Origin of the sequence: Kytococcus sp. HMSC28H12, assembly GCF_001816045.1 — a bacterium.
Taxonomy (GTDB): domain Bacteria; phylum Actinomycetota; class Actinomycetes; order Actinomycetales; family Dermatophilaceae; genus Kytococcus; species Kytococcus schroeteri.
This window is the reverse complement of sequence record NZ_KV824695.1, coordinates 1-22,377: the sequence shown is the minus strand read 5'-3', so window position 1 is coordinate 22,377 and position 22,377 is coordinate 1. Positions and strand designations below refer to the sequence as shown.

At 72.1% G+C, this 22,377-nt stretch carries 17 protein-coding genes; 6 read left to right on the top strand and 11 right to left on the bottom strand.

All coding sequences use genetic code 11. The features are described from left to right. The first annotated feature begins 24 nt into the window (after window positions 1–24). The 4 genes from HMPREF3099_RS11525 to pgl are packed head-to-tail and all read left to right on the top strand — an operon-like array spanning window position 25 to window position 5,082. Window positions 25–1,749, top strand: coding sequence for a glucose-6-phosphate isomerase (locus tag HMPREF3099_RS11525; protein ID WP_070706215.1), 1,725 nt, complete (start codon window positions 25–27; stop codon window positions 1,747–1,749). Then, complete coding sequence (zwf, locus tag HMPREF3099_RS11520; protein WP_070706214.1) at window positions 1,746–3,293, top strand: glucose-6-phosphate dehydrogenase; 1,548 nt, start codon at window positions 1,746–1,748, stop codon at window positions 3,291–3,293. Before HMPREF3099_RS11525 ends, zwf begins: the two co-directional genes overlap by 4 nt. Further along, window positions 3,290–4,309 carry a glucose-6-phosphate dehydrogenase assembly protein OpcA gene (locus HMPREF3099_RS11515; protein ID WP_070706213.1) on the top strand — a complete coding sequence of 340 codons (1,020 nt, stop codon included), beginning with the start codon at window positions 3,290–3,292 and terminating at the stop codon, window positions 4,307–4,309. The genes zwf and HMPREF3099_RS11515 overlap by 4 nt, the downstream gene beginning before the upstream one ends. After that, a complete protein-coding gene (gene pgl / locus HMPREF3099_RS11510; protein ID WP_070706212.1) occupies window positions 4,306–5,082 on the top strand; it encodes a 6-phosphogluconolactonase in 777 nt (258 codons plus the stop codon). Before HMPREF3099_RS11515 ends, pgl begins: the two co-directional genes overlap by 4 nt. Before the next feature lie 17 nt (window positions 5,083–5,099). Here the strand turns inward: pgl and HMPREF3099_RS11505 are convergent, their stop codons facing one another. The 9 genes from HMPREF3099_RS11505 to uvrA all read right to left on the bottom strand — a co-directional run bounded on the left by HMPREF3099_RS11505 (window position 5,100) and on the right by uvrA (window position 15,852). Next, window positions 5,100–5,453, bottom strand: coding sequence for an RNA polymerase-binding protein RbpA (locus tag HMPREF3099_RS11505; protein ID WP_070706211.1), 354 nt, complete (start codon window positions 5,451–5,453; stop codon window positions 5,100–5,102). A 52-nt stretch (window positions 5,454–5,505) separates the two neighbouring features. Continuing rightward, window positions 5,506–5,739 (bottom strand): preprotein translocase subunit SecG, encoded by a 234-nt coding sequence (gene secG, locus HMPREF3099_RS11500; protein ID WP_070706210.1) that lies wholly within the window; start codon window positions 5,737–5,739, stop codon window positions 5,506–5,508. A 26-nt stretch (window positions 5,740–5,765) separates the two neighbouring features. Next, complete coding sequence (tpiA, locus tag HMPREF3099_RS11495) at window positions 5,766–6,557, bottom strand: triose-phosphate isomerase (protein ID WP_070706209.1); 792 nt, start codon at window positions 6,555–6,557, stop codon at window positions 5,766–5,768. Further along, entirely contained in the window at window positions 6,554–7,750 is a 1,197-nt protein-coding gene (gene pgk / locus HMPREF3099_RS11490) for a phosphoglycerate kinase (protein WP_070706208.1), read from the bottom strand. Before pgk ends, tpiA begins: the two co-directional genes overlap by 4 nt. Window positions 7,751–7,820: 70 nt before the next feature. Then, the gene (gene whiA / locus HMPREF3099_RS11485; protein ID WP_070706219.1) at window positions 7,821–8,861 is read right to left on the bottom strand and encodes a DNA-binding protein WhiA; all 1,041 of its coding nucleotides are present in this window, start codon (window positions 8,859–8,861) and stop codon (window positions 7,821–7,823) included. A 49-nt stretch (window positions 8,862–8,910) separates the two neighbouring features. Continuing rightward, window positions 8,911–9,951, bottom strand: coding sequence for a gluconeogenesis factor YvcK family protein (gene yvcK, locus HMPREF3099_RS11480; RefSeq protein ID WP_070706207.1), 1,041 nt, complete (start codon window positions 9,949–9,951; stop codon window positions 8,911–8,913). 48 nt (window positions 9,952–9,999) lie between these two features. Further along, the gene (gene rapZ / locus HMPREF3099_RS11475) at window positions 10,000–10,971 is read right to left on the bottom strand and encodes an RNase adapter RapZ (RefSeq protein WP_083323746.1); all 972 of its coding nucleotides are present in this window, start codon (window positions 10,969–10,971) and stop codon (window positions 10,000–10,002) included. Between the two features lie 19 nt (window positions 10,972–10,990). After that, window positions 10,991–12,949 carry an excinuclease ABC subunit UvrC gene (uvrC, locus tag HMPREF3099_RS11470; protein ID WP_070706206.1) on the bottom strand — a complete coding sequence of 653 codons (1,959 nt, stop codon included), beginning with the start codon at window positions 12,947–12,949 and terminating at the stop codon, window positions 10,991–10,993. Continuing rightward, entirely contained in the window at window positions 12,949–15,852 is a 2,904-nt protein-coding gene (gene uvrA, locus HMPREF3099_RS11465; protein ID WP_070706205.1) for an excinuclease ABC subunit UvrA, read from the bottom strand. Before uvrA ends, uvrC begins: the two co-directional genes overlap by 1 nt. A gap of 166 nt (window positions 15,853–16,018) precedes the next feature. On the opposite strand from uvrA, the gene HMPREF3099_RS11460 reads away from it, so the two are divergent. Continuing rightward, a complete protein-coding gene (locus HMPREF3099_RS11460) occupies window positions 16,019–16,927 on the top strand; it encodes an EamA family transporter (RefSeq protein ID WP_070706204.1) in 909 nt (302 codons plus the stop codon). A gap of 13 nt (window positions 16,928–16,940) precedes the next feature. Here HMPREF3099_RS11460 and HMPREF3099_RS11455 read toward each other — a convergent pair whose 3' ends face one another. Continuing rightward, window positions 16,941–17,993, bottom strand: coding sequence for a TerC family protein (locus tag HMPREF3099_RS11455; protein WP_083323745.1), 1,053 nt, complete (start codon window positions 17,991–17,993; stop codon window positions 16,941–16,943). Window positions 17,994–18,203: 210 nt separating this feature from the next. Next, window positions 18,204–20,315, bottom strand: a complete 2,112-nt coding sequence (uvrB, locus tag HMPREF3099_RS11450; RefSeq protein ID WP_070706203.1) for an excinuclease ABC subunit UvrB — start codon at window positions 20,313–20,315, stop codon at window positions 18,204–18,206. Window positions 20,316–20,519: 204 nt separating this feature from the next. Here uvrB and HMPREF3099_RS11445 point away from each other — a divergent pair, with 204 nt between their 5' ends. After that, window positions 20,520–22,334, top strand: a complete 1,815-nt coding sequence (locus tag HMPREF3099_RS11445) for a BCCT family transporter (RefSeq protein WP_070706202.1) — start codon at window positions 20,520–20,522, stop codon at window positions 22,332–22,334. Window positions 22,335–22,377: the final 43 nt, after the last annotated feature.

The following is a 22,377-nucleotide window of genomic DNA, read 5'->3' as shown; positions in this document are numbered from 1 at the left end:
CCCGCCCGAGAAGGGGAACCACCCGTGTTGGAACGCTCCAGCGAGATCATCGTCGACGCCACCGGACCGGCCGCGGACGCCATCGCCGCGCACGTGGAGCGCCTGGTGACCGAGAAGGTGGCCAGCCGCATCGCCGCGAAGGACGCCACCGTGTGGGGCGAGGCCGCGCACGAGGAGGCCCGGAAGCGGCTCGGGTGGGTGGACCTGCACCGCACCAGCCGGTCGCTGGTGGGCGAGGTGGAGACCCTCGCCGACCGCCACCGCGGGCACGACCGGGTGGTGCTGTGCGGCATGGGCGGCTCCTCGCTGGCGCCGGAGGTGGTCACCACCACCGCGGGCCGGGAGCTCGTGGTGTGCGACTCCTCCGACCCGCAGATGGTGCGCACGGCCCTGGGCACGCCGGAGGATCTCGCCCGCACCGTGGTGGTGGTGAGCTCCAAGAGCGGCTCCACCGCCGAGACCGACTCGCAGCGCCGGGCCTTCGTGGCCGCCCTCGAGGCCGCCGGGCTCGACCCCGCCGACCACGTGGTGGTCGTGACCGACCCCGGTTCCCCCCTCGACGAGGAGGCACGGGCCGCGGGATGGGCCGTGGTGAACGCCGACCCCGAGGTGGGTGGTCGCTACAGCGCGCTCACCGCCTTCGGGCTGGTGCCCAGCGGGCTGGCCGGCGTGGACGTGGAGGCCCTGCTCGACGAGGCCGAGGCCGTGGCCGACGTGCTGGCCGAGGACGAGGCAGGCAACCCCGCGCTGCGCCTGGGGGCGGTGCTCGCCGGCCTCGAGGGCACACGCCGGGACGTGCTCGTGGTGAGCGACGCCGGCACGTCCATCCGTGGGCTGGGTGACTGGGCCGAGCAGCTCGTCGCCGAGTCCACCGGCAAGCAGGGCACCGGCGTGCTGCCGGTGGTGGACCTTCTCTCCACGCAGGGTGGCGAGCCCCTCTCCCACCGCCTGGCCGATCTGCCGGACGTGACCGTGGCGCGCGTCATCGGCGACGAGGTGGACGAGCGCGACGACTGGTTCGCCGGCGACGACCTGCAGCCGGTGGACGCCGAGAACCCCGCCGCCGTGGTGAACGTGGGCGGCTCGCTCGGCGGGCAGTTCCTGCTCTGGGAGACCGCCACGGCCGTGGCCGGGTACCTCCTGGGCATCAACCCCTTCGACCAGCCGGACGTGGAGAGTGCCAAGAAGGCCGCCCGCCAGCAGATGTCCGGTGGGGCCGGCGGCTCCTCCGAGCCCGCTCTCGTCGCCTCGGAGGTGGAGGTCCGCGCCGAGGGCGGTTTCCTCGGGGACGCCGCCTCGGTGCAGCAGGCGGTCGACGCCCTGCTGGCACAGGTGGGGCCCTCGGGCTACCTCGCGGTGATGGCCTACGTGGACCGCTGGCAGCACGGGGACGAGGCGGCCGCGGTGCAGGCCGCCCTCACCGCGGCCACGGGGCGTCCGGTGACCGTCGGGTTCGGCCCGCGCTTCCTGCACTCCACCGGCCAGTTCCACAAGGGCGGCCCCGCCGACGGGGTGTACCTGCAGGTCACCCGGGCCGTCCCCGAGGGCGCCGACCTGGAGGTCCCCGGCCGGGACTTCACCTTCGGTGAGCTCATCGCCGCCCAGGCGGCCGGCGACGCACAGGTGCTCGCCGAGCACGGCCGGCCCGTGCTGCGCCTGCACGCCCTGTCCGATGCCGGGTACACCGCCGTGCTGCAGGCCCTCACCGCAGGCTGCGGGCAGGACGGGCGCCGGGGGAACGAGGCATGAGCCCTGCGCGCGTGGCCGCCGACCACAACCCGCTGCGGGTCGACGACGACAAGCGCCTGCCCCGCATCGCCGGGCCGAGCGCGTTGGTGCTCTTCGGCGTCACCGGCGACCTGGCCCGCAAGAAGCTGCTGCCGGCGATCTACGACCTCGCCAACCGCGGCCTGCTCCCCTCGGGCTTCTCCCTGGTGGGCTTCGCCCGCCGCGACTGGGACGGGCAGGACTTCGCCGCCGAGGTGAAGGCCGCGGTCAAGGAGCACTCCCGCACCCCCTTCGACGAGGACGTGTGGAACACCCTGGCCCAGGGCACCCGCTTCGTGGCCGGGACCTTCGACGACCCCGACGCCTACGCCGAGCTGGCCACCGTTCTCGAGGAGCTCGACGCCCTGCGCGGCACCGGGGGCAACCGGGCTTTCTACCTCTCCATCCCGCCCCGCTTCTTCGCCGAGGTGTGCCAGCAGCTGCAGGCCGCCGGGCTCTCCACCCCGCACGAGGGCTCCTGGCGCCGCGTCGTCATCGAGAAGCCCTTCGGCCACGACGAGCAGTCGGCCCGAGAGCTCAACGCGATCGTGGAGGAGGTGTTCCCCGCCGACGCGATCTTCCGCATCGACCACTACCTGGGCAAGGAGACGGTGCAGAACATCCTGGCGCTGCGCTTCGCCAACCAGATGTTCGAGCCGATCTGGAACTCCCACTACGTGGACCACGTGCAGATCACGATGGCCGAGGACATCGGCATCGCCGGACGCGCCGGCTACTACGACGGCGTCGGCGCCGCCCGCGACGTCATCCAGAACCACCTGCTGCAGCTCATGGCCCTCACGGCCATGGAGGAGCCGGTGAGCTTCGAGGCCAAGGACCTGCGCACCGAGAAGGAGAAGGTGCTGGCCTCCACCTCCCTGGCCGGGCCGGTGGAGGAGTCCGCTGTGCGCGGCCAGTACTCCGCGGGCTGGCAGGGCAACGAGAAGGTGGGCGGCTACCTGCAGGAGGAGGGCGTGGCGCGCGGCTCGGTGACCGAGACCTACGCCGCGCTCAAGCTGGCCGTGGACACCCGTCGCTGGGCCGGCGTGCCGTTCTACCTGCGCGCCGGCAAGCGCCTGGGCAAGCGGGTCAGCGAGATCGCCGTGGTGTTCAAGCGGGCCCCGCACCTGCCGTTCACGGACACCGCCACCGAGGAGCTGGGGCAGAACGCCATCGTCGTGCGCGTGCAGCCGGACGAGGGTGTCACCATGCGCTTCGGCTCCAAGGTGCCCGGGCCGCAGATGGAGGTGCGCGACGTGACCATGGACTTCGGCTACGGCAACGCGTTCACCGAGTCCTCCCCCGAGGCCTACGAGCGGCTCATCCTGGACGTGCTGCTCGGCGAGCCGCCGCTCTTCCCCCGCCACGAGGAGGTCGAGCTGTCCTGGCGCATCCTCGACCCCGTGACCGCCCACTGGGACTCCCCCGAGGCCCCGGCCCCCGACCAGTACCCGGCCGGCACCTGGGGTCCCCGGTCCAGCGACGCGATGATGGCCGCCGACGGACGCGCCTGGAGGCTCCCGTGATCCTCGACTACCCCGACGTCTCGGCCCGCACCCTGGCCCGTGAGCTGGTGCGGATCCGCACCGACCAGGGCGCGATGGCGCTGGGCCGCGTGCTCAGCCTGGCCGTCGTGACGCACTCCGACCGGATCGACGAGGTGCTGGAGATCGCCACCGCCGCCACCCGCCAGCACCCGAGCCGCATCATCGTGCTGGTGAAGAGCTCCCCCGAGGGCGCCGCGCGGCTGGACGCCCAGGTGCGCCTGGGCGGCGACGCCGGCGCCAGCGAGATCGTGGTGCTGCACCTGCACGGCGAGCTGGTGGAGCACGAGCACGCGGTGCTGCTGCCGCTGCTGCTGCCGGACTCCCCCGTGGTGGCCTGGTGGCCCGGTGCCCCGCCGGCCTCCTTCCACGACTCCCCCGTGGCCCAGGTGGCCAGCCGGCGCATCACCACCATGGCCGAGGCCGGGGACCCCGGCCCCACGCTGGCCCGCATGGCCGCCAGCTACGCCCCGGGCGACACCGACATCGCGTGGACGCGCATCACCCGGTGGCGGGCGTTGCTGGCCGCCGCGCTGGACGAGCCGCCCTTCGAGCAGGTGACCTCGGTGACGGTCACCGGCGGCTCGGACAGCCCCCGGGTGGACCTGCTGGGCCTGTGGCTCGGCATGAGCCTGGACTGCCCGGTGACGCGCGCCCGCTCCCGCCCCGGTGAGGGCGTGATGTCGGTACGGCTGCAGCGGGAGTCCGGCCCCATCGACCTGGTGCGCGTGGACGGCGACACCGCCGTGCTGCTGGCGCCCGGCAAGCTGCCCCGCCGGGTGACCCTGCCCCACAGCACGATGGCGCAGAGCCTGGCCGCCGAGCTGCACCGCCTGGACGTGGACTCTGTGTACGAGCGCGTGCTGCGCGCCGTGGGCCGGGTGCACGTGGACAGCACCACCGCCAGCGAGGCCTACCGCGCGCGGAAGGCCCTGGACACCGCATCGGCCCTGGCCGCAGAGGCCGCGGCCCTCGCCCCGCAGAAGGAGGACGCATGACCACTCCGCAGCTGACCGTCTCGCAGACCCCCGAGCAGACCGCGTCCGCGCTCGTGGATGCCCTCGTGGCGCTGCTGGCCGAGCGCCCCGCCGCGCACGTGGGCCTCACCGGTGGCTCCATGGGCGTGGCCGTGGCCCAGGAGGTGGGCCGCCGCTGGACCACCGGCGAGGCCGACTTCTCCGGCGTGGACTGGTGGTTCAGCGACGAGCGCTTCCTGCCCGCCGGCGATGCCGAGCGCAATGCCCTGCAGGTGCGCCGCGCCCTGGGTGACGCCCCGTTGGCTGACGACCGCCTGCACGTGGTGGGCGCGGTCGCCCCGGACGCCGAGCCCGACCGCCTGGGGGCCGAGGACGCCGCCCAGGAGTACGCCGTGGCCATGGAGGAGGTGCCCCAGGCCGACGGGTTGCCGGTGTTCGACCTGCTGGTGCTGGGTGTGGGCCCGGACGCCCACGTGGCCTCCCTGTTCCCCGGCCACCCGGACTCCGGCCACACCGACCGGTGGACCACCGCCGTGGAGGACTCCCCCAAGCCCCCGCCGCTGCGTGTGTCGTTCACGATGCCGGTGCTCCGCGCCGCCGACGAGGTGTGGCTCGTGGCCACCGGCGAGGGCAAGGCCGCGGCCCTGGCGAGTGCGTCCGAGGCCTTCGCCGGGCCGGAGGTCCCCCTGCCGGGCGACGGGGCACCGCTGGAGGTGCCGGCCGCGTGGGCCGTGGGGCGGCACGGCACGCGCTGGTTCCTGGACCGCGCGGCGGCCTCCCGACTGGAGGGCTGAGCGCCGGGGCGCGCCCCTCAGGCGGTGCCGCGCTGCTCCCGCAGGCGGGCCAGCGCCTCGTCGAGCAGGGCCGCCCCGGCCTTCTCGTCACGACGCTCCTGCACGTAGGCCAGATGCGTCTTGTACGGCTGGATGCTGGGCGGGGGCGGCGGGTTCTCCGGGTCGCGACCAGCCGGCACGCCGCAGCGCACGCAGTCCCACTCCTCGGGGAGCTCCTCGGCCGCCTCGGCGGAGAAGGGCACGGTCGTGGTGTGCCCGTTGCAGCAGTGGTAGAGCACCTCGGTGGAGGCGGCGTCCTCGCCGCGCTCCATCTCCCCCATCGGCCCCGACCCGACGCGCGTGCCGCGGATCGCCTGTCCTCCGGTGACCATGCCCAGCTCCTGTCGTCCGGCCCGGGCGGTCAGGGCCGCCGGGCGACCTGCCTTACTTGATGACGCCCAGCGCCACGATGGCGGCGAACCACGTGAGCGCCATGCCGATGGTGATGCGGTTGAGGTTGCGCTCGGCCACCGTGGACGACCCACCGGTGGCCGAGACCCCTCCGCCGAACATGTCGGACAGACCGCCGCCCTTGCCCTTGTGCATGAGGATGAGCAGCACCAGGAAGAGGCTCGTCAGCACGAGCACCGCATCGAGGATCCAGCGGATGATGTCCATGGGGCGAAGGGTAACAACCGGTGCCGTCAGCGCCCGTGGTGGGACCGGTAGCGCACGATGGCGGCGAACTCCTCGGCGTCGAGGGAGGCGCCGCCCACCAGGGCGCCGTCCACGTCCGGCTGCTCCATGAGCTCGGCGATGGTGGCGGCCTTCACCGACCCGCCGTAGAGCACCCGCATCGAGGCGGCCAGCGCGTCGCCGTGGGTGGAGGCCACCTGCGCGCGCACCGCGGCGCAGACCTCCTGGGCGTCCTCGCTGGAGGCGACCTCCCCGGTTCCGATGGCCCACACCGGCTCGTAGGCGATGACCGTGGTGGCCAGCTCCTCGGCGGTCAGCCCGTCCAGCGCGGCGGCCACCTGCGCGGTGACGAAGGGCAGGTGCTCCCCGGCGGCGCGGACCTCGGAGGACTCCCCCACGCACACCACCGGCGACAGCCCGGCCTCGAGCGCGGCACCGACCTTGGCGCGCACGATCTCGTCGGTCTCGCCGTGGTCGGCGCGGCGCTCGGAGTGGCCCACGATGACGTAGGTGCAGCCGAGCTTGGCCAGCATCGAGCCCGAGACGTCACCGGTGTGCGCGCCCGAGGCGTGCTGGGAGAGGTCCTGGGCGCCCAGGCGCAGGTCCATGCGGTCGGCCTGGATGAGGGTGTCCACGCTGCGCAGGTGGGTGAACGGCGGGAAGAGCGCCACCTCCACGGACTCGTGGTCGTGCCGCGCGTCCTTGAGCACCCAGTCCAGCTTCTGCACCAGGTGGGTGCCCTGCAGGTGGTCGGTGTTCATCTTCCAGTTGCCGGCGATGAACGGCAGGCGGTCGGTCATGCGAGCACCGTGAGGCCCGGGAGCTCCTTGCCCTCCAGGTACTCCAGCGAGGCGCCGCCACCGGTGGAGATGTGGCCGAAGTCCTCGTCGGCGAAGCCCAGCTGGCGCACGGCCGCGGCGGAGTCGCCACCGCCGACGACGGTGAGCGCGCCGTCCTTCGTGATGTCGGCCAGGGCCTGCGCGACGGCCTTCGTGCCGGCGGCGTAGGGCTCCATCTCGAAGGCGCCCATGGGGCCGTTCCAGAACACGGTGCGACAGTCGGCGAGCTTCTCGGCGAACAGGCGCGCGGACTCCGGACCGATGTCCAGGCCCATGCGGTCGGCCGGGATGGCGTCGGCGGCCACGACCTCGTGGTCGGCCTCGGCGGAGAACTCGGTGGCGGCCACCACGTCGGTGGGCAGCACGATCTCCACGCCCTTCTCGCGGGCCTGCTCCAGGTAGCCCTTGCAGGTCTCCACCTGGTCGGCCTCGAGCAGGCTCCTGCCCACCTCGTGGCCCTGGGCCTTGAGGAAGGTGAACACCATGCCGCCACCGATGAGCAGGCGGTCCGCGGTCTTGATGAGATTGTCGATGACGCCGAGCTTGTCGCTCACCTTGGCGCCACCGAGCACGACGGCGTAGGGACGCTCGGGGTCGGTGGTGAGGCGCTGGGCGACCTCCACCTCGGCCTGCACCAGGCCGCCGGCGGCGGAGGGGAGCTGCTGGGCGATCTCGTGCACGGAGGCCTGGGCACGGTGCACCACGCCGAAACCGTCGGAGACGTAGGCGTCGGCGAACTGGGCCAGCTGGCCGGCGAAGGCCCCACGCTCGGCGACGTCCTTGCTCGTCTCGCCGGCGTTGAAGCGCAGGTTCTCCAGCAGGGCGATGTCGCCCTCGCCTAGGCCGTCGACGGTGGCCTGCGCGGACTCGCCGACCGTGTCGGTGGCGAAGGCGACCTCACGGCCGACCAGCTCCGAGAGGCGGCCGACGACCGGCTGCAGGGAGTACTGCGGGTCCGGCTCGCCCTTGGGGCGGCCCAGGTGCGCCACGACGACGACCCTGGCGCCGGCCTCGGAGAGCTTCTTCAGCGTGGGCGCCGACGCCACCAGGCGACCGTCGTCGGTGATGGTGGTGCCGTCCAGCGGGACGTTGAGGTCGGAGCGGACGAGGACGCGCTTGCCGCGCAGGTCGCCCAGGTCGTCGATGGTGCGCACGATGAGGCCTTTCCGGGGTCGTCGGAGGTCAGCGGTCGGTGCCGCCGCAGGGCACGGTACCCCGTGCGGGTCAGGTCTCGCGGGACGCCTCGGGCCCGGCCGCGGTGGCGGCGGGCGGGTGCTCGGTGAGCAGGGCGTCCACCTCTGCCTCGCTCACCGTCACGCGGGTGTCGTCCACGCCCAGCTCGGCGGCGCGGCGGTCGGCCATCGCCAGCAGGCGCCGGATGCGCCCGGCCACCGCGTCCTTGGTGAGTGGCGGGTCCGCCAGCTGGCCGAGCTCCTCCAGCGAGGCCTGCTTGTGCTGCATGCGCAGCTGGCCGGCCACGCGCAGGTGGTCGGGCACCTCCTCGCCGAGCAGCTCCATCGCCCGGGCCACGCGGGCGCTGGCGGCCACCGCGGCGCGGGCCGAGCGGCGCAGGTTGGCGTCGTCGAAGTTGGCCAGGCGGTTGGCAGTGCCGCGCACCTCGCGGCGCAGGCGGCCCTCCTCCCAGGCCAGCACCGCGTCGTGCGCCCCCATGCGCGTCAGCAGCGCGCTGATGCCGTCGCCGTCGCGCACCACCACCCGGTCCACGCCGCGCACCTCGCGCGACTTGGCCGTGATGTCCAGGCGGCGGGCGGCGCCCACCAGGGCCAGGGCCGCCTCCGGGCCGGGGCAGGTGACCTCGAGGCTGGAGGAACGCCCGGGGCCCACGAGGGAGCCGCGCGCCAGGAAGGCGCCCCGCCAGGCGGCCTCGGCCGAGCTGATGGGGCCACGAACCACCCGGGCCGGCAGGCCGCGCACGGGCCGACCCTGGGTGTCGAGCAGGCCGGTCTGGCGGGCGAGCGACTGGCCCCCCTCGACCACCCGGACCACGTAGCGGTTGGTCTTGCGCAGCCCCCCGGCGGTGAGCACGAGCAGCTCGCTGTCGTGCCCGTAGAGCTCGCTGATGGTGGCGCGCGTGCGCCGGGCGGCGCTGGCGGTGTCGACCTCGGCCTCGATGACGATGCGGCCACCCACCAGGTGCAGGGCACCGGCGAAGCGCAGCAGCGAGGAGACCTCTGCCTTGCGAGCCTCGGCGGTCGGCACGGCGACGCGCGACAGTTCGTCCTTGAGGGATGAGGTCATGGCCATGACCGCCATGATCCCACGCAGCCTGACGTGACCCGTCCCACACCGTGGGTCAGCCCAGGTGCAGCACGTCCTGGTAGGCGGTGGCCAGGCGCATCACGTCGTGCACGCCGGGGCGGGTGCGGCTCACGAGGTCGGCCACGTGGAGGTCGCCGTCGGACTCCCGCACGAGGGCCTCCAGGGCGGACCGGTCCTCGGGGTCGGCCACCTGGTGGTGGTCCACGAGCACCACATTGGGCACGAAGCCCGGGGCGTTCTCCAGCACGGCGGCCAGCTGCTCGGCCGGCGAGCGGCCCTGGTTCTCCCCGGTGCTGTCGATGTTCATGGTGAGCACGCGCCGGGCCGGGGTGGCCACGATGGCGTCGCGCAGGTCCGGCACCAGCAGGTGCGGCATCACCGAGGTGTACCAGGAGCCCGGGCCCAGCACGACCCAGTCGGCGGCCATCACTTCCTGGACAGCCTGCGGCTCGGCGCTGGCGTCCTGCGGGAAGAGGCGCACCTGCTCCACGTAGCCGGCGCTGCGGGCCACCTCCTTCTGGCCCACCACCACGTCCCGACGGTGCGGGTCGGCGGGGTCGGCACCACGGACGGTGGCCTCGATGCCCAGCGGGCGGGAGCACATCGGCAGCACGCGGCCGCGGGCACCGATGAGGCGGCCCAGGGCGGCGAGCCCCTCCACCGGGCCGCCGAGGCGGCTCCACGCGGTGAGGATCATGAGGTTGCCCATGGCGTGGCCCTCGAGCTCGCCGACGAGCTTCTCGGGCCCCACCTCGCCGTCCCCGTGGCGGCGGGAGCGCGGGAAGCGGTGCTGCAGCAGCTCGCGCCAGGCCTGGCCCTTCTCGGTGTCGTCGCACAGGGCCGCCAGCGCCATGCGCAGGTCGCCGGGCGGGATGGTGTCGTAGTCGTCGCGCAGCCGGCCGCTGGAGCCGCCGTTGTCGGCCACCGTGACCACTGCCGTGAGGTCACGGGTCAGGTGGCGCAGGGCGGTGAGGGACGCGTAGAGCCCGTGGCCGCCCCCCATCGCGACGACGCGTGGGGGCAGCTGCAACGACCCGGTGAGGGCCGGCTGGCGTCCGGAGCTGAGTTCGGCCATTCGCTCAGTTTCCCCTGCCGCGGGCCGCCGCACAAACACCCACGGCGCTCACTCGCGCCCCAGGTCCCGGTGCAGGGAGCGCACGGCCACCTCGCGCTCGGCCAGACGCCGCGCCAGCTCCTCGGTGATCGCCACCGAGCGGTGCTTGCCGCCGGTGCAGCCCACGGCCAGCGTGACGAAGCGGCGGTGCTCGCGGCGATAGCCCGCCACCATCGGCTCCAGCATGTCCAGCGCGCGCTCCACGAAGTCCAGCGCACCCTCCTGGGCCAGGACGAAGTCGCGCACCGGGGCCTCGGTGCCGTTGTGGGCGCGCAGCTCGGGCACCCAGTAGGGGTTGGGCAGGAAGCGCAGGTCCAGCACGATGTCGGCGTCCAGTGGCAGGCCGTACTTGAAGCCGAAGCTCATCACCGACACCCGGGGCAGGTCCTCGCCGGGCTCGACCATGCGGCCGATCTGGGCGGAGAGCTGGTGCACGTTGAGGCCGCTGGTGTCCACCACCACGTCGGCGGTGGCGCGCAGGCTGCCCAGCAGGCGGCGCTCGGCGCGGATGCCGTCGAGCAGGCGCCCCTGGCCCTGCAGCGGGTGCGGGCGGCGCACCGCCTCGTAGCGGCGCACGAGCTCGGCCTCGCTGGCGTCCAGGTAGAGCACCCACGGCTTCCAGCCGGCGGCCCGCAGCTCCTTGAGCGCCTCGGCCAGGTCCTCGACCACGGCTTCGGACGGCACCGTGCAGGCCACCGCGAGGCGGGGCGCACGGTCGGCCTCCACGCGAAGGCGGTCGGACATCGCGGCGAGGTTCCCGATGAGGGAGGGCGGCAGGTTGTCCACCACGTACCAGCCGGTGTCCTCCAGCACGTTGGTGACGGTGGTGCGCCCGGCCCCGGAGAGGCCCGTCACCACCGCGATCTCCCCCGCCTCCCCGAGGTGGGGTCCGGAGGGGGACTGCTCGGCCTGGCGCAGGAGCTCGGTCACCACGGCGGTGCGGGGGGCCTGCCACACCCCGCCGGTCGAGGAGGTCGTCATGGGGCCATCCTCGCAGGGTTCAGTCCAGCACCTCGCCGGTGGTGACGTTGACCGCCGGGGCGGCCTGCGACCCGGCCAGGTGCTCGTGCACGGTGCGCGCCAGGGCGGGCCCGATGCCGGGCACCTCCCCCAGCTCCTCGACGGTGGCGGCGCGGATCCCGCGGACGGTGCCGAAGGCCTCCAGGAGCGCCTTGCGGCGGGCCGGGCCGAGGCCGGGGACGGTGTCGAGCTCACTGGCGGTCATGGCCTTGGAGCGGCGCTGGCGGTGGAAGGTGATGGCGAAGCGGTGCGCCTCGTCGCGCAGGCGTTGGAGGAGGAAGAGCGCGTCCCCGCCGCGGGGCAGCACGAGGGGGAACTCGTCGCCCGGCACCCACACCTCCTCGAGGCGCTTGGCCAGCCCCACGACGGCCACGTCCCCGGCCCCCGCGGCGTCCAGGGCCGCCCGGGCCGCGTTCACCTGCGGCAGGCCGCCGTCCACGACGACCAGCTGCGGCGGGTAGGCGAAGCGCTTGGCGGGTCGGCCGGGGCGGCTGGTGCCGGACTGGCTGCCGCTGCTCCGGGCGTCCGGGGAGTCGGCCAGCGCGTCCCCCTCGGGGGTGGCGGTGCCGTGGCGGAAGCGGCGGGTGAGCACCTCCCCCATCGCGCGGGTGTCGTCGGCCGGCTCGCGGACGATGAAGCGGCGGTACTCGGCCTTGCGCGGCAGGCCGTCCTCGAAGACCACCATCGAGCCCACGGAGTTCTCCCCCTGCGTGTGGGAGATGTCGTAGCACTCGATGCGCAGCGGGGCCTCGGGCAGGCCGAGGGCCTCCTCGAGCTCCGCCAGCGCCGCCGACCGGGCCGTGAGGTCCCCGGCGCGGGTCATCTTGTGGCGGGCCAGGGACTCCTCGGCGTTGCGGATGACGGTGCGCAGCAGAGTGGCCTTGTCGCCCCGTTCGGGGGTGCGGATGGTGACCGCGGACCCCCGCATGCCTGACAGCCACTCGGTGAGCACCTCGTGGTCGGTCGGGTCGGTGGAGACGAGCACCTCCCGGGGGATGTCCTCCTCGCCCGTGCCGTAGAACTGGCGCAGCAGGTGCTCGATGGCCTCGGCGGTGGGGTGCTCCTCCTTGTCCACGACCCACCCGCGCTGGCCCCGGATGCGCCCGCCGCGCACGTGGAAGACCTGGACGGCGGCCTCGAGCTCGTCGTCGGCGATGCCGAACAGGTCGGCGTCCACGGACTCGTTGAAGACCACCGCGGACTTCTCGAGCACCTTCTCCAGGGCGCCGAGGTCGTCGCGGAGCCGGGCGGCGTTCTCGAAGTCCAGGTCGGCGGCGGCCTGCTGCATGCGCTCGGTGATCTGCCGGACGAAGCCGGCGGTCTCGCCGTTCATGAAGCGGCAGAAGTCGTCCACGAGGGCACGGTGGTCCTCGGGGCTGATGGCCCCGGTGCACGGCGCCGAGCACTTGTCGATGTAGCCGAGGAGGCAGGGGCGCCCCGACACCTGCGCCCGGTGGTAGACGCCCTTGCTGCAGGTGCGGATGGGGAACACACGGGTGGCCAGGTCCAGCACCTCGCGGATGGCCCAGGCCTGCGCGAACGGGCCGTAGTAGCGGTTGCCCTTCCGCTTGGCGCCGCGCATCACCATGGCGCGCGGCACCTCCTCGGACCAGGTGACCGCCAGGTAGGGGTACGACTTGTCGTCGCGGTACTTGACGTTGAAGCGCGGGTCGAACTCCTTGATCCAGGCGTACTCCAGCTGGAGCGCCTCGACCTCGGTGTTCACCACCGTCCACTCGACCGACGCGCCGGTGCGCACCATCTGCCGGGTGCGGGGGTGGAGCTGGGCTGGGTTCTGGAAGTACGAGCTGAGCCGCGGGCGCAGCGACTTGGCCTTGCCCACGTAGATGACCCGCCCGTGGACGTCGCGGAAGCGGTACACCCCCGGGGAGGTGGGAATCTCCCCGGGGCGGGGACGGTAGCTGGCGGGGTCCGCCATCAGTGCGCGGCGGCCTGCAGGGCCTCGGCGAGGTATCGGCCGGTGTGGCTGGCCTCCACCTGAGCCACCTCCTCGGGGGTGCCGGTGGCCACCACGGTGCCGCCGCCGTCGCCGCCCTCGGGCCCCATGTCGATGACGTGGTCGGCGCTGCGGATGACGTCGAGGTTGTGCTCGATGACCAGCACCGTGTTGCCCTTGTCCGCCAGCGACTGCAGCACCCCCAACAGCTTGCGCACGTCCTCGAAGTGCAGGCCCGTAGTCGGCTCGTCGAGCACGTAGACGGTGCGACCGCTGGAGCGCTTCTGCAGCTCGGCGGCCAGCTTGACGCGCTGGGCCTCACCACCGGAGAGGGTGGTGGCCGGCTGGCCGAGGCGCACGTAGCCCAGGCCCACGTCCACGAGCGTCTGCAGGTGGCGGGAGATGGACCCGATGGCGCCGAAGAACTCCAGCCCCTCCTCGATGGACATCTCCAGCACCTCGGCGATGGTGCGGCCCTTGAACTTCACCTCGAGGGTGTCGCGGTTGTAGCGCTTGCCCTTGCACACCTCGCACGGCACGTAGACGTCCGGCAGGAAGTTCATCTCGATGCGCAGGGTGCCGTCGCCGGAGCAGGCCTCGCAGCGACCGCCTTTGACGTTGAAGCTGAAGCGCCCCGGGCCGTAGCCGCGCACGCGGGCGTCCTCGGTCTCGGCGAAGAGCTTACGCACCTTGTCGAACACGCCGGTGTAGGTGGCCGGGTTGGACCGGGGCGTGCGCCCGATGGGGCTCTGGTCGACGTGGACCACCTTGTCGAGATGCTCCAGCCCCTTGACGGTGCGGTGGCGGCCCGGGATGCGGCGCGCCCCGTTGAGGCGGTTGGCCAGGGTCGTGTACAGGATGTCGTTGACCAGGGTGGACTTGCCGGAGCCGGAGACGCCGGTGACGCAGGTGAACGTGCCCAGCGGGAAGGTGACGTCCACCTTCTGCAGGTTGTTCTCCGAGGCGCCTTTGACCTCCAGGGCGTTGCCGTTGCCCGGTCGGCGCTCCGTCGGCGTGGGGATGGATCGGCGCCCGGCCAGGTAGTCGCCGGTGATCGAGTCGCTGGACAGCAGGCCGTCGACCTCGCCGGAGTAGACGACCTCTCCCCCGTGCTCGCCGGCCCCGGGGCCGATGTCGATGACCCAGTCGGCGGTGCGGATGGTGTCCTCGTCGTGCTCCACCACCACGAGCGTGTTGCCGAGGTCCCGCAGGCGGGTCAGTGTGTCGATGAGGCGCTGGTTGTCCCGCTGGTGCAGGCCGATGGAGGGCTCGTCGAGCACGTAGAGCACGCCCACCAGGCCCGCACCGATCTGCGTGGCCAGGCGGATGCGCTGCGCCTCGCCACCGGAGAGCGAGCCGGCGGCGCGGTCGAGCGTGAGGTAGTCGAGCCCCACGTCGAGGAGGAAGCCCAGACGGGCCTGGATCTCCTTGAGCACCTGCTGGGCGATGCGTGCCTGCTGGGTGCTGAGCGTCATCCCCTCGAGGAAGGCGGACGCCTCGGCGATGGACAGGCGCGAGAGCTCGGCGATGTTGATGCCGTCGATGCGCACCGCGAGCACCTCCGGGCGCAGGCGGGCGCCCTTGCAGGACGGGCACGGGATCTGTCGCATGAGCTGCTGGTAGCGCTCCCGCATCTGGTCGGACTCGGTGTCGGCGTGCAGGCGCTTGACCTGGGTGACGGCCCCCTCGAACCCGGTGGAGTACGAGCGCTCCCGGCCGAAGCGGTTGCGGTAGCGCACGTGCACCTTGTGCTCGTGGCCGTACAGCACGGCCTTGCGGGCACGCTGCGGCAGCGCGCGCCACGGGGTGTCCATGTCGAAGGACAGCTCCTGGGCGAGGGCCTCCACGAGGCGCCGGTGGTAGTCGGCCATCTTCTTGCCCTGCGCCCACAGGGTCACCGCGCCCTGGTTGAGGCTGAGCTCCTCGTCGGGCACGAGCAGGTCGGGGTCGACCTCGAGCTCGGTGCCGATGCCGTGGCAGGTGGGGCAGGCGCCGAAGGGGGCGTTGAACGAGAAGGTCCGCGGCTCGATCTCCTCGATGCCGATGGGGTGCTCGTTGGGGCACGCGAGGTGCTCGGAGAGCACGCGCTCCGGCGGCAGGCCGCTGGGGTCGCCCTCCTCGGAGACGTCCACGTAGTCGATGACGACGCGTCCCTCGGCCAGGCGGAGCGCGGTCTCCACCGAGTCGGTGAGGCGGGTGACGAAGGAGCGCTCGGGCTCCCCCTCGACGTGCTTGGCGCGCAGTCGGTCCACGACCACCTCGATGGTGTGCTTGCGCGTCTTGGCCAGCTGGGGCGGGCTGCTCAGCTGCACGGTCTCGCCGTCCACGCGGGCGCGGGCGTATCCGCTGGTCTGCAGCTCCTTGAAGAGCTCCACGTGCTCGCCCTTGCGCTCCCGCACCACCGGGGCCAGCACCTGGAAGCGCGTGCCCTCCGGGGCCGCGGCCACCTGGTCGACGATCTGCTGCGGGGTCTGCTGCGAGACCTCCTCGCCGCACACCGGGCAGTGCAGAACGCCGGCTCGGGCGAAGAGCAGGCGCAGGTAGTCGTGCACCTCGGTGATGGTGCCCACCGTGGAGCGCGGGTTGCGGCTGGTGGACTTCTGGTCGATGGCCACGGCCGGGGAGAGACCCTCGATGAACTCCACCTGCGGCTTGTCCATCTGCCCCAGGAACTGGCGGGCGTAGGAGCTGAGGGACTCCATGTAGCGGCGCTGGCCCTCGGCGAAGATCGTGTCGAAGGCCAGGGACGACTTGCCGGAGCCGGACAGGCCGGTGAACGCCACGAGGGCGTCGCGCGGGAAGTCCACGGAGACGTCCTTGAGGTTGTTCTCCTGGGCCCCCCGCACCACGATGCGGTCTCGGGCCGGTGCCTTCTCGGTGCTCACGCGCTGGTCCTCACTCGGTCGACACGGGGTCTGGGGGCGCCGCGCACCGCAGGGGTCGGTGGGGCGCACGACCGGCGCCGCCGGTCACGGCCGCCAGTCTAGGAACGACCACCGACAACCTCCCCACGCGCGCCACCATTCCCCTGGCGCTCCCTAGACTCCCGCCATGTCCCTCCCCCGTACGGCCCGCACCGGGTCCGACCTCGGCCCGGTGGGGATGGTGCTGGCGGCCGTGGTGAGCGTGCAGGTCGGTGGGGCGTTCGCGGCCACCCTGCTGCCCACCGTCGGCGTCGTCGGCACCACCGCCCTGCGGCTCACCCTCGCCGGGTTGCTGCTCGTGGCCGCGGCCCGTCCCACGCTGCGTGGCCGCTCGGCCGCGGACTGGCGGGCCGTGGCCGCCTTCGCCGTGGCCATGACGGCGATGAACCTCTTCTTCTACGCCTCGCTGGACCGCCTGCCCATCGGCGTGGCCGTCACCATCGAGTTCACCGGTCCGCTGGTGATGTCCGCCGTGCTCTCCCGCACCCGCCGGGACCTGCTCGCCGTCGCCGCCGCGGCCACGGGCGTTGTCCTCGTGAGCGGCGCGTGGGCGGTCGTCGCAGGTGGGCAGGGGGTGGACCCCCTCGGTGCCCTGCTGGCGGCGCTGGCCGGCGCCTGCTGGTGCGGCTACATCCTCACCAGCGCGCGCGTGGGCCGACACTTCACCGGGCTCGACGGGGTCGCCCTGGCGATGGTGCTGGGCGCCCTGGTGCTCGCCCCGGCCGGCATCGCGACCGCCGGGAGCACCCTGCTCGACCCCCACGTGCTCCTCGTGGGGCTGGGGGTGTCGCTGGCATCCTCGGCCGTCCCCTACAGCCTCGAGCTGGTGGCCCTGCGCCGGTTGGCCCCCGGCGTGTTCGGCGTGCTCCTGAGCCTGGAGCCGGCCGCCGCGGCCGCAGCCGGTGCGGTCGTGCTCGGCCAGGGGCTCCGCGGGCCGCAGCTGCTCGGCATCGCCCTGGTGGTGGCGGCCAGCATCATCGTGATGTCCCGGCCACGACGAGGCGCCCGGCCCGCCGGAGCGGAACCGGGCGCCTGAGGCGACCAGCGGATCAGTTGTCGCGGTTGATCGGCACCTTCTTGCCGTCCAGGATCATGTACTCCTGATCCGGTTCCTCCGCCTTGCGGCGGTCCTTGCTGGACTTGATGAGGCTGGCGATCGTCGTCACGCCGAGGATGAGCACGATGGCGCCCAGCGACACGAGGATCGGGATGTCCGGGGCCCAGGCGATGTGCTCCCCACCGTTGATGAAGGGCAGCTCGTTCTCGTGCATCGCGTGGAGGATGAGCTTGACACCGATGAAGGCCAGCAGCACCGAGAGGCCGATGCCCAGGTAGACCAGGCGCTGCAGCAGGTCACCGAGCAGGAAGAACAGCTGGCGCAGACCCATCAGCGCGAAGATGTTGGCCATGAGCACCAGGTAGGGCTCCTGGGTGAGGCCGAAGATGGCCGGGATGGAGTCCAGCGCGAACAGCAGGTCGGTGGAGCCCAGCGCGATGACGGTGATGAACATCGGCGTGATGAGCTTCTTGCCGTCGATCCTTGCGAGGAAGTGGGTGCCGTGCTCCCACGAGTCGGTGGCCGGGAAACGGTTCTTGACGAAGGTGATGAACGCGTTCTCCTCGAACTCGTCCTCGTCCTCATCGTTGATCGACTCCAGGAAGAGCTTGACGGCGGTGTAGATGAGGAAGGCACCGAAGAGGTAGAAGATCCACGAGAACGCGTTGATCGCGGTGGCCCCCACGGCGATGAAGATCGCGCGCAGCACCAGGGCGATGATGATGCCCCACAGCAGGGCGTCCTGCTGGTACTTCCGCGGCACCCCGAACTTGCTCATGATGATGAGGAAGATGAAGAGGTTGTCGATGCTCAGCGAGTACTCGGTGAGCCAGCCGGCGAAGAACTCGGTGCCGTACTGGTGGCCGGCGAGCACCCAGACGCCGATGCCGAAGAGGACGGCGGCGCTGACGTAGACGGTCAGGAACCCGGTGGTCTCCTTGCGGGAGGGCACGTGGGGGTTGCGCATCGCCCACCAGACGTCGAAGGCGAGGACGCCCAGGGTGACGACGAGGCTGACGATCCAGACCCAGAGGGGAACTGTCATGGGAGGGGAACCTTCCGTTGCGGCCACCGGGGTGGCACGTGGTCACGGGCCGGAGGTCTCTCCCACCTCGGGTGGGCCGAACTCCCGGAAGCGCCGGTCGTTGGGGCCTGGCGGCCGCACCCGGGCTTCGTGATGACGAGAGCTCACGCGGGGATACTCCCCTCCGTCGAGGGGTCATCTTACGGGGTGGCCGCCTCGGTGGGGGTGAGGTCAGCCGGTGGCGCGCTCCATCTGCCGCAGCTCCTTGCGCAGCTCGGCGATCTCGTCACGCAGCCGCCCTGCCAGCTCGAACTGCAGCTGCTCGGCCGCCGAGTGCATCTGGTCGGTGAGCTGGGCGATGAGTTCGGCCAGTTCGGCCTTGGGCATGTCCGTGGGGCGCTCCCCGGTGGCCACCGAGAGGTCCGCGGTCACGTCGGCGTCGGCCGCGGCACCCCGCCGGCCCGTGGGGCGGCCGGGATCGGTGACGCCCTCGTAGGTGCTGGCCACGCCCTGCATCTCGGCGAGCATCTCGGTGATGTCGCCGATCTTCTTGCGCAGCGGGGTGGGGTCGATGCCGTGCTCGGTGTTGTGCGCGATCTGCTTGGCGCGGCGCCGGTTGGTCTCGTCGATGGCGTACTGCATCGACTCGGTGATGGTGTCGGCGTACATGTGCACCTGGCCCGACACGTTGCGGGCCGCACGGCCGATGGTCTGGATGAGCGACCGGTTGGACCGCAGGAAGCCCTGCTTGTCCGCATCGAGGATGCTCACGAGAGACACCTCGGGGAGGTCGAGGCCCTCGCGCAGCAGGTTGATACCCACGAGGACGTCGTACTCGCCCAGGCGCAGCTCCTTGAGCAGCTCGATGCGCCGCAGCGTGTCCACTTCGCTGTGCAGGTAGCGCACCCGCACCTGGCGCTCCAGCAGGTAGTCGGTGAGGTCCTCGGCCATCTTCTTGGTGAGGGTCGTGACCAGGACGCGCTCGTCGCGCTCGGCCCGCTCGCGGATCTCGGCCAGCAGGTCGTCGATCTGCCCCTTGGTGGGCTTCACCACGATCTCCGGGTCCACCAGACCGGTGGGGCGGATGATCTGCTCCACGTAGCCGTCGGACTTGGCGAGCTCGTAGTCGCCCGGCGTCGCCGAGAGGTACACCGTCTGCCCGATGCGCTCGAGGAACTCCTCCCACTTCAGCGGGCGGTTGTCCATGGCGCTGGGCAGGCGGAAGCCGTGGTCCACCAGCGTGCGCTTGCGCGACATGTCCCCCTCGAACATGGCGCCGATCTGCGGCACGGTCACGTGGGACTCGTCGAGCACCAGGAGGAAGTCCTCCGGGAAGTAGTCGAGCAGGCAGTTCGGCGCCGATCCGGGCTCGCGGCCGTCGATGTGCAGCGAGTAGTTCTCGATGCCGTTGCAGCTGCCCATCTCGCGCATCATCTCGACGTCGTAGGTGGTGCGCATGCGCAGGCGCTGGGCCTCCAGGAGCTTGCCCTGCTGCTCGAAGCGCGCCAGCTGCCCCTCCAGCTCGTGCTCGATGCCGGAGATGGCCCGCTCCATGCGCTCCGGCCCGGCCACGTAGTGGGTGGCCGGGAAGATGTACATCTCCTCCTCGTCGCGCACTACCTCGCCGGTGAGCGGGTTGAGGGTGGCGATGGCGTCGATCTCGTCACCGAAGAACTCGATGCGCACGGCGAGCTCCTCGTACATCGGGATGATCTCCACCGTGTCCCCCCGCACCCGGAAGGTGCCGCGCTGGAAGGCCATGTCGTTGCGCGAGTACTGCATGGTGACGAACTTGCGCAGCAGCTCCTCGCGGTCCATCTCCTGGCCCACCGTGAGGCGCACCATGCGGTCCACGTACTCCTGCGGCGTGCCCAGGCCGTAGATGCAGGACACCGAGGCCACCACCACCACGTCACGCCGGGTGAGCAGCGAGTTGGTGGCGCTGTGGCGCAGCCGCTCCACCTCCTCGTTGATGGAGGAGTCCTTCTCGATGTAGGTGTCCGTCTGCGGGACGTACGCCTCCGGCTGGTAGTAGTCGTAGTAGGAGACGAAGTACTCCACCGCGTTGTGCGGGAGCAGCTCGCGGAACTCGTTGGCCAGCTGCGCGGCGAGCGTCTTGTTGGGCGCCATCACCAGCGTGGGCCGCTGCAGCTTCTCGATCATCCACGCGGTGGTGGCCGACTTGCCGGTACCGGTGGCACCCAGGAGCACCACGTCCTTCTCCCCCGCCTGGATGCGGCGCGTGAGGTCCGCGATGGCGGTCGGCTGGTCGCCGGCGGGCTGGTACTCCGAGACCACCTCGAAGGGGGCGACGCTGCGTTGGAGGTCCGTGACGGGGCGCATGGTTCAACGGTAGACGGGGCCACCGACAACCTCCCGCCGAGCCGTGAGACCCATCACCCGACGCCCCGAGGATTTGGCTGGTCCATCACCGTGTGTTTCCCTCGAGGGCTGCCGATACGGTCGGGAGCGGCCATGGGCCGGCGTCGAGCCCCGGCCCCGCCCCCCCATCGGCCACCGATCGCACACCCCGTCGAGAGGACACCCATGACCTTCGCACCGCCCGGTGTGAGCGCCGAGAAGCAGCGACGGCGCGAGCACATCAAGACCGCCAGCGACGTCCCCGAGCCCGACGGGTCGATGGACAAGGGCGTGTTCTGGCCCGCCGCCCTGCTCGCCGTCGGCTTCGTGGCCGCCACCGCCCTCTTCCCCGACACCGTCAGCGAGACCATCTCGAAGGCCAACACCTGGGTGACGGGCAGCTTCGGCTGGTTCTACATCCTGTCGGCCACCGCCCTGGTCTTCTTCGCCATCTGGATCAGCGTCTCGCGCCTCGGATCCACCACCCTGGGCCCGGACGACGAGGAGCCCGAGTTCAGCCTCGTCTCCTGGTTCGCGATGCTGTTCAGCGCCGGCATGGGCATCGGCCTGATGTTCTTCGGCGTGGCCGAGCCGCTCTTCCACTTCGCGACCCCGCGCCCCGAGGTGGCCCCGCCGGACCTCGGTGAGCACGGTGGCGCGGTGGCCCCGGAGACCGCCGAGGCCGCCCGTGAGGCCATGACCACGACCTTCCTGCACTGGGGCCTGCACCCCTGGGCCGTCTACGCGGTGATGGGTCTGGGCATCGCCTACGCCATCCACCGCCGCAACCGCCCGGTGTCCGTCCGCTGGGCGCTGGAGCCGCTGCTGGGCGACAAGGTCAAGGGCTCGGCCGGCGACCTCATCGACGTGGTGGCCATCATCGGCACGCTGTTCGGTGTGGCCACCTCGCTGGGTCTGGGCGTGGCGCAGATCGCCGCCGGCATGGAGCACCTGGGCCTGGTGGACGACGCCGACGACAAGGCGCTGCAGGTCGGCATCATCGCCGTGGTGACCGCCCTGGCCACACTCTCGGTGGCCTCCGGCATCGGCAAGGGCATCCGCTATCTGAGCAATCTCAACCTCGGCCTGGCCGTGCTGCTGCTCTTCTGCGTGCTCTTCCTCGGCCCGACGCTGTTCATCATGCGGGACTTCGTGTTCTCCATCGGGCAGTACCTCAACGACTTCTTCCACCTGTCGACGCTGACCATGCCCTTCCGCGGCGAGGCCACCGACACCTGGCTCGGCTCCTGGACCCTCTTCTACTGGGGCTGGTGGATCAGCTGGTCGCCCTTCGTGGGCATCTTCATCGCCCGCATCTCCCGCGGCCGCACCGTCTCGGAGTTCATGGCCGGCGTGCTGCTGGTGCCTGCCCTCCTGAGCTTCTTCTGGTTCTCGGTCATGGGTGGCACGGCACTGCACCGCGAGATCTTCGGCGCCGGCGGCCTCATCGGCAAGGAGGGGGCGGTGGACACCAACACCGCGCTGTTCCAGATGCTGGAGGCCCTGCCCGGCGGCGCGATCCTGGCGGGTATCGCCCTCCTCATGGTGGTCATCTTCTTCGTGACCAGCTCTGACTCGGGCTCCTTCGTCATGGACATGCTGGCCACGGGTGGTTCGGCCACCCCGCCGGTGTGGAGCCGCGTGTTCTGGTCGGTGGCCACCGGCGCCATCGCCGCCATCCTCATCCTGTCCACGGCGGTCCCGGCCGACGCGCTGACCGCCTTGCAGACGCTGTCCATCCTCAGCGCCCTGCCGGTGGTCTTCCTGCTCATGGCCATCGCGTGGGCGGTGACCCGGGCCCTCTCGGCCGAATACCACCGCGACCGTCGCCTTGAGCACCAGCTGCTCCACGAGGCGCTGGTGCGCGACTCCGTGGAGGCCACCGTGGAGACCCTGGCCAGCGGCGAGCCGCGGCCGCGCACCGAGGCGTCCCTGGTGGGCCGGGGCGGTCCCCGGCGAGTGACGCGCGAGGAACGCGGGGACGGCGCGACGGGCGCCTGACCTCCCCCGGTCGCACGAGGCCCCCGGCACCTGCTGGTGCCGG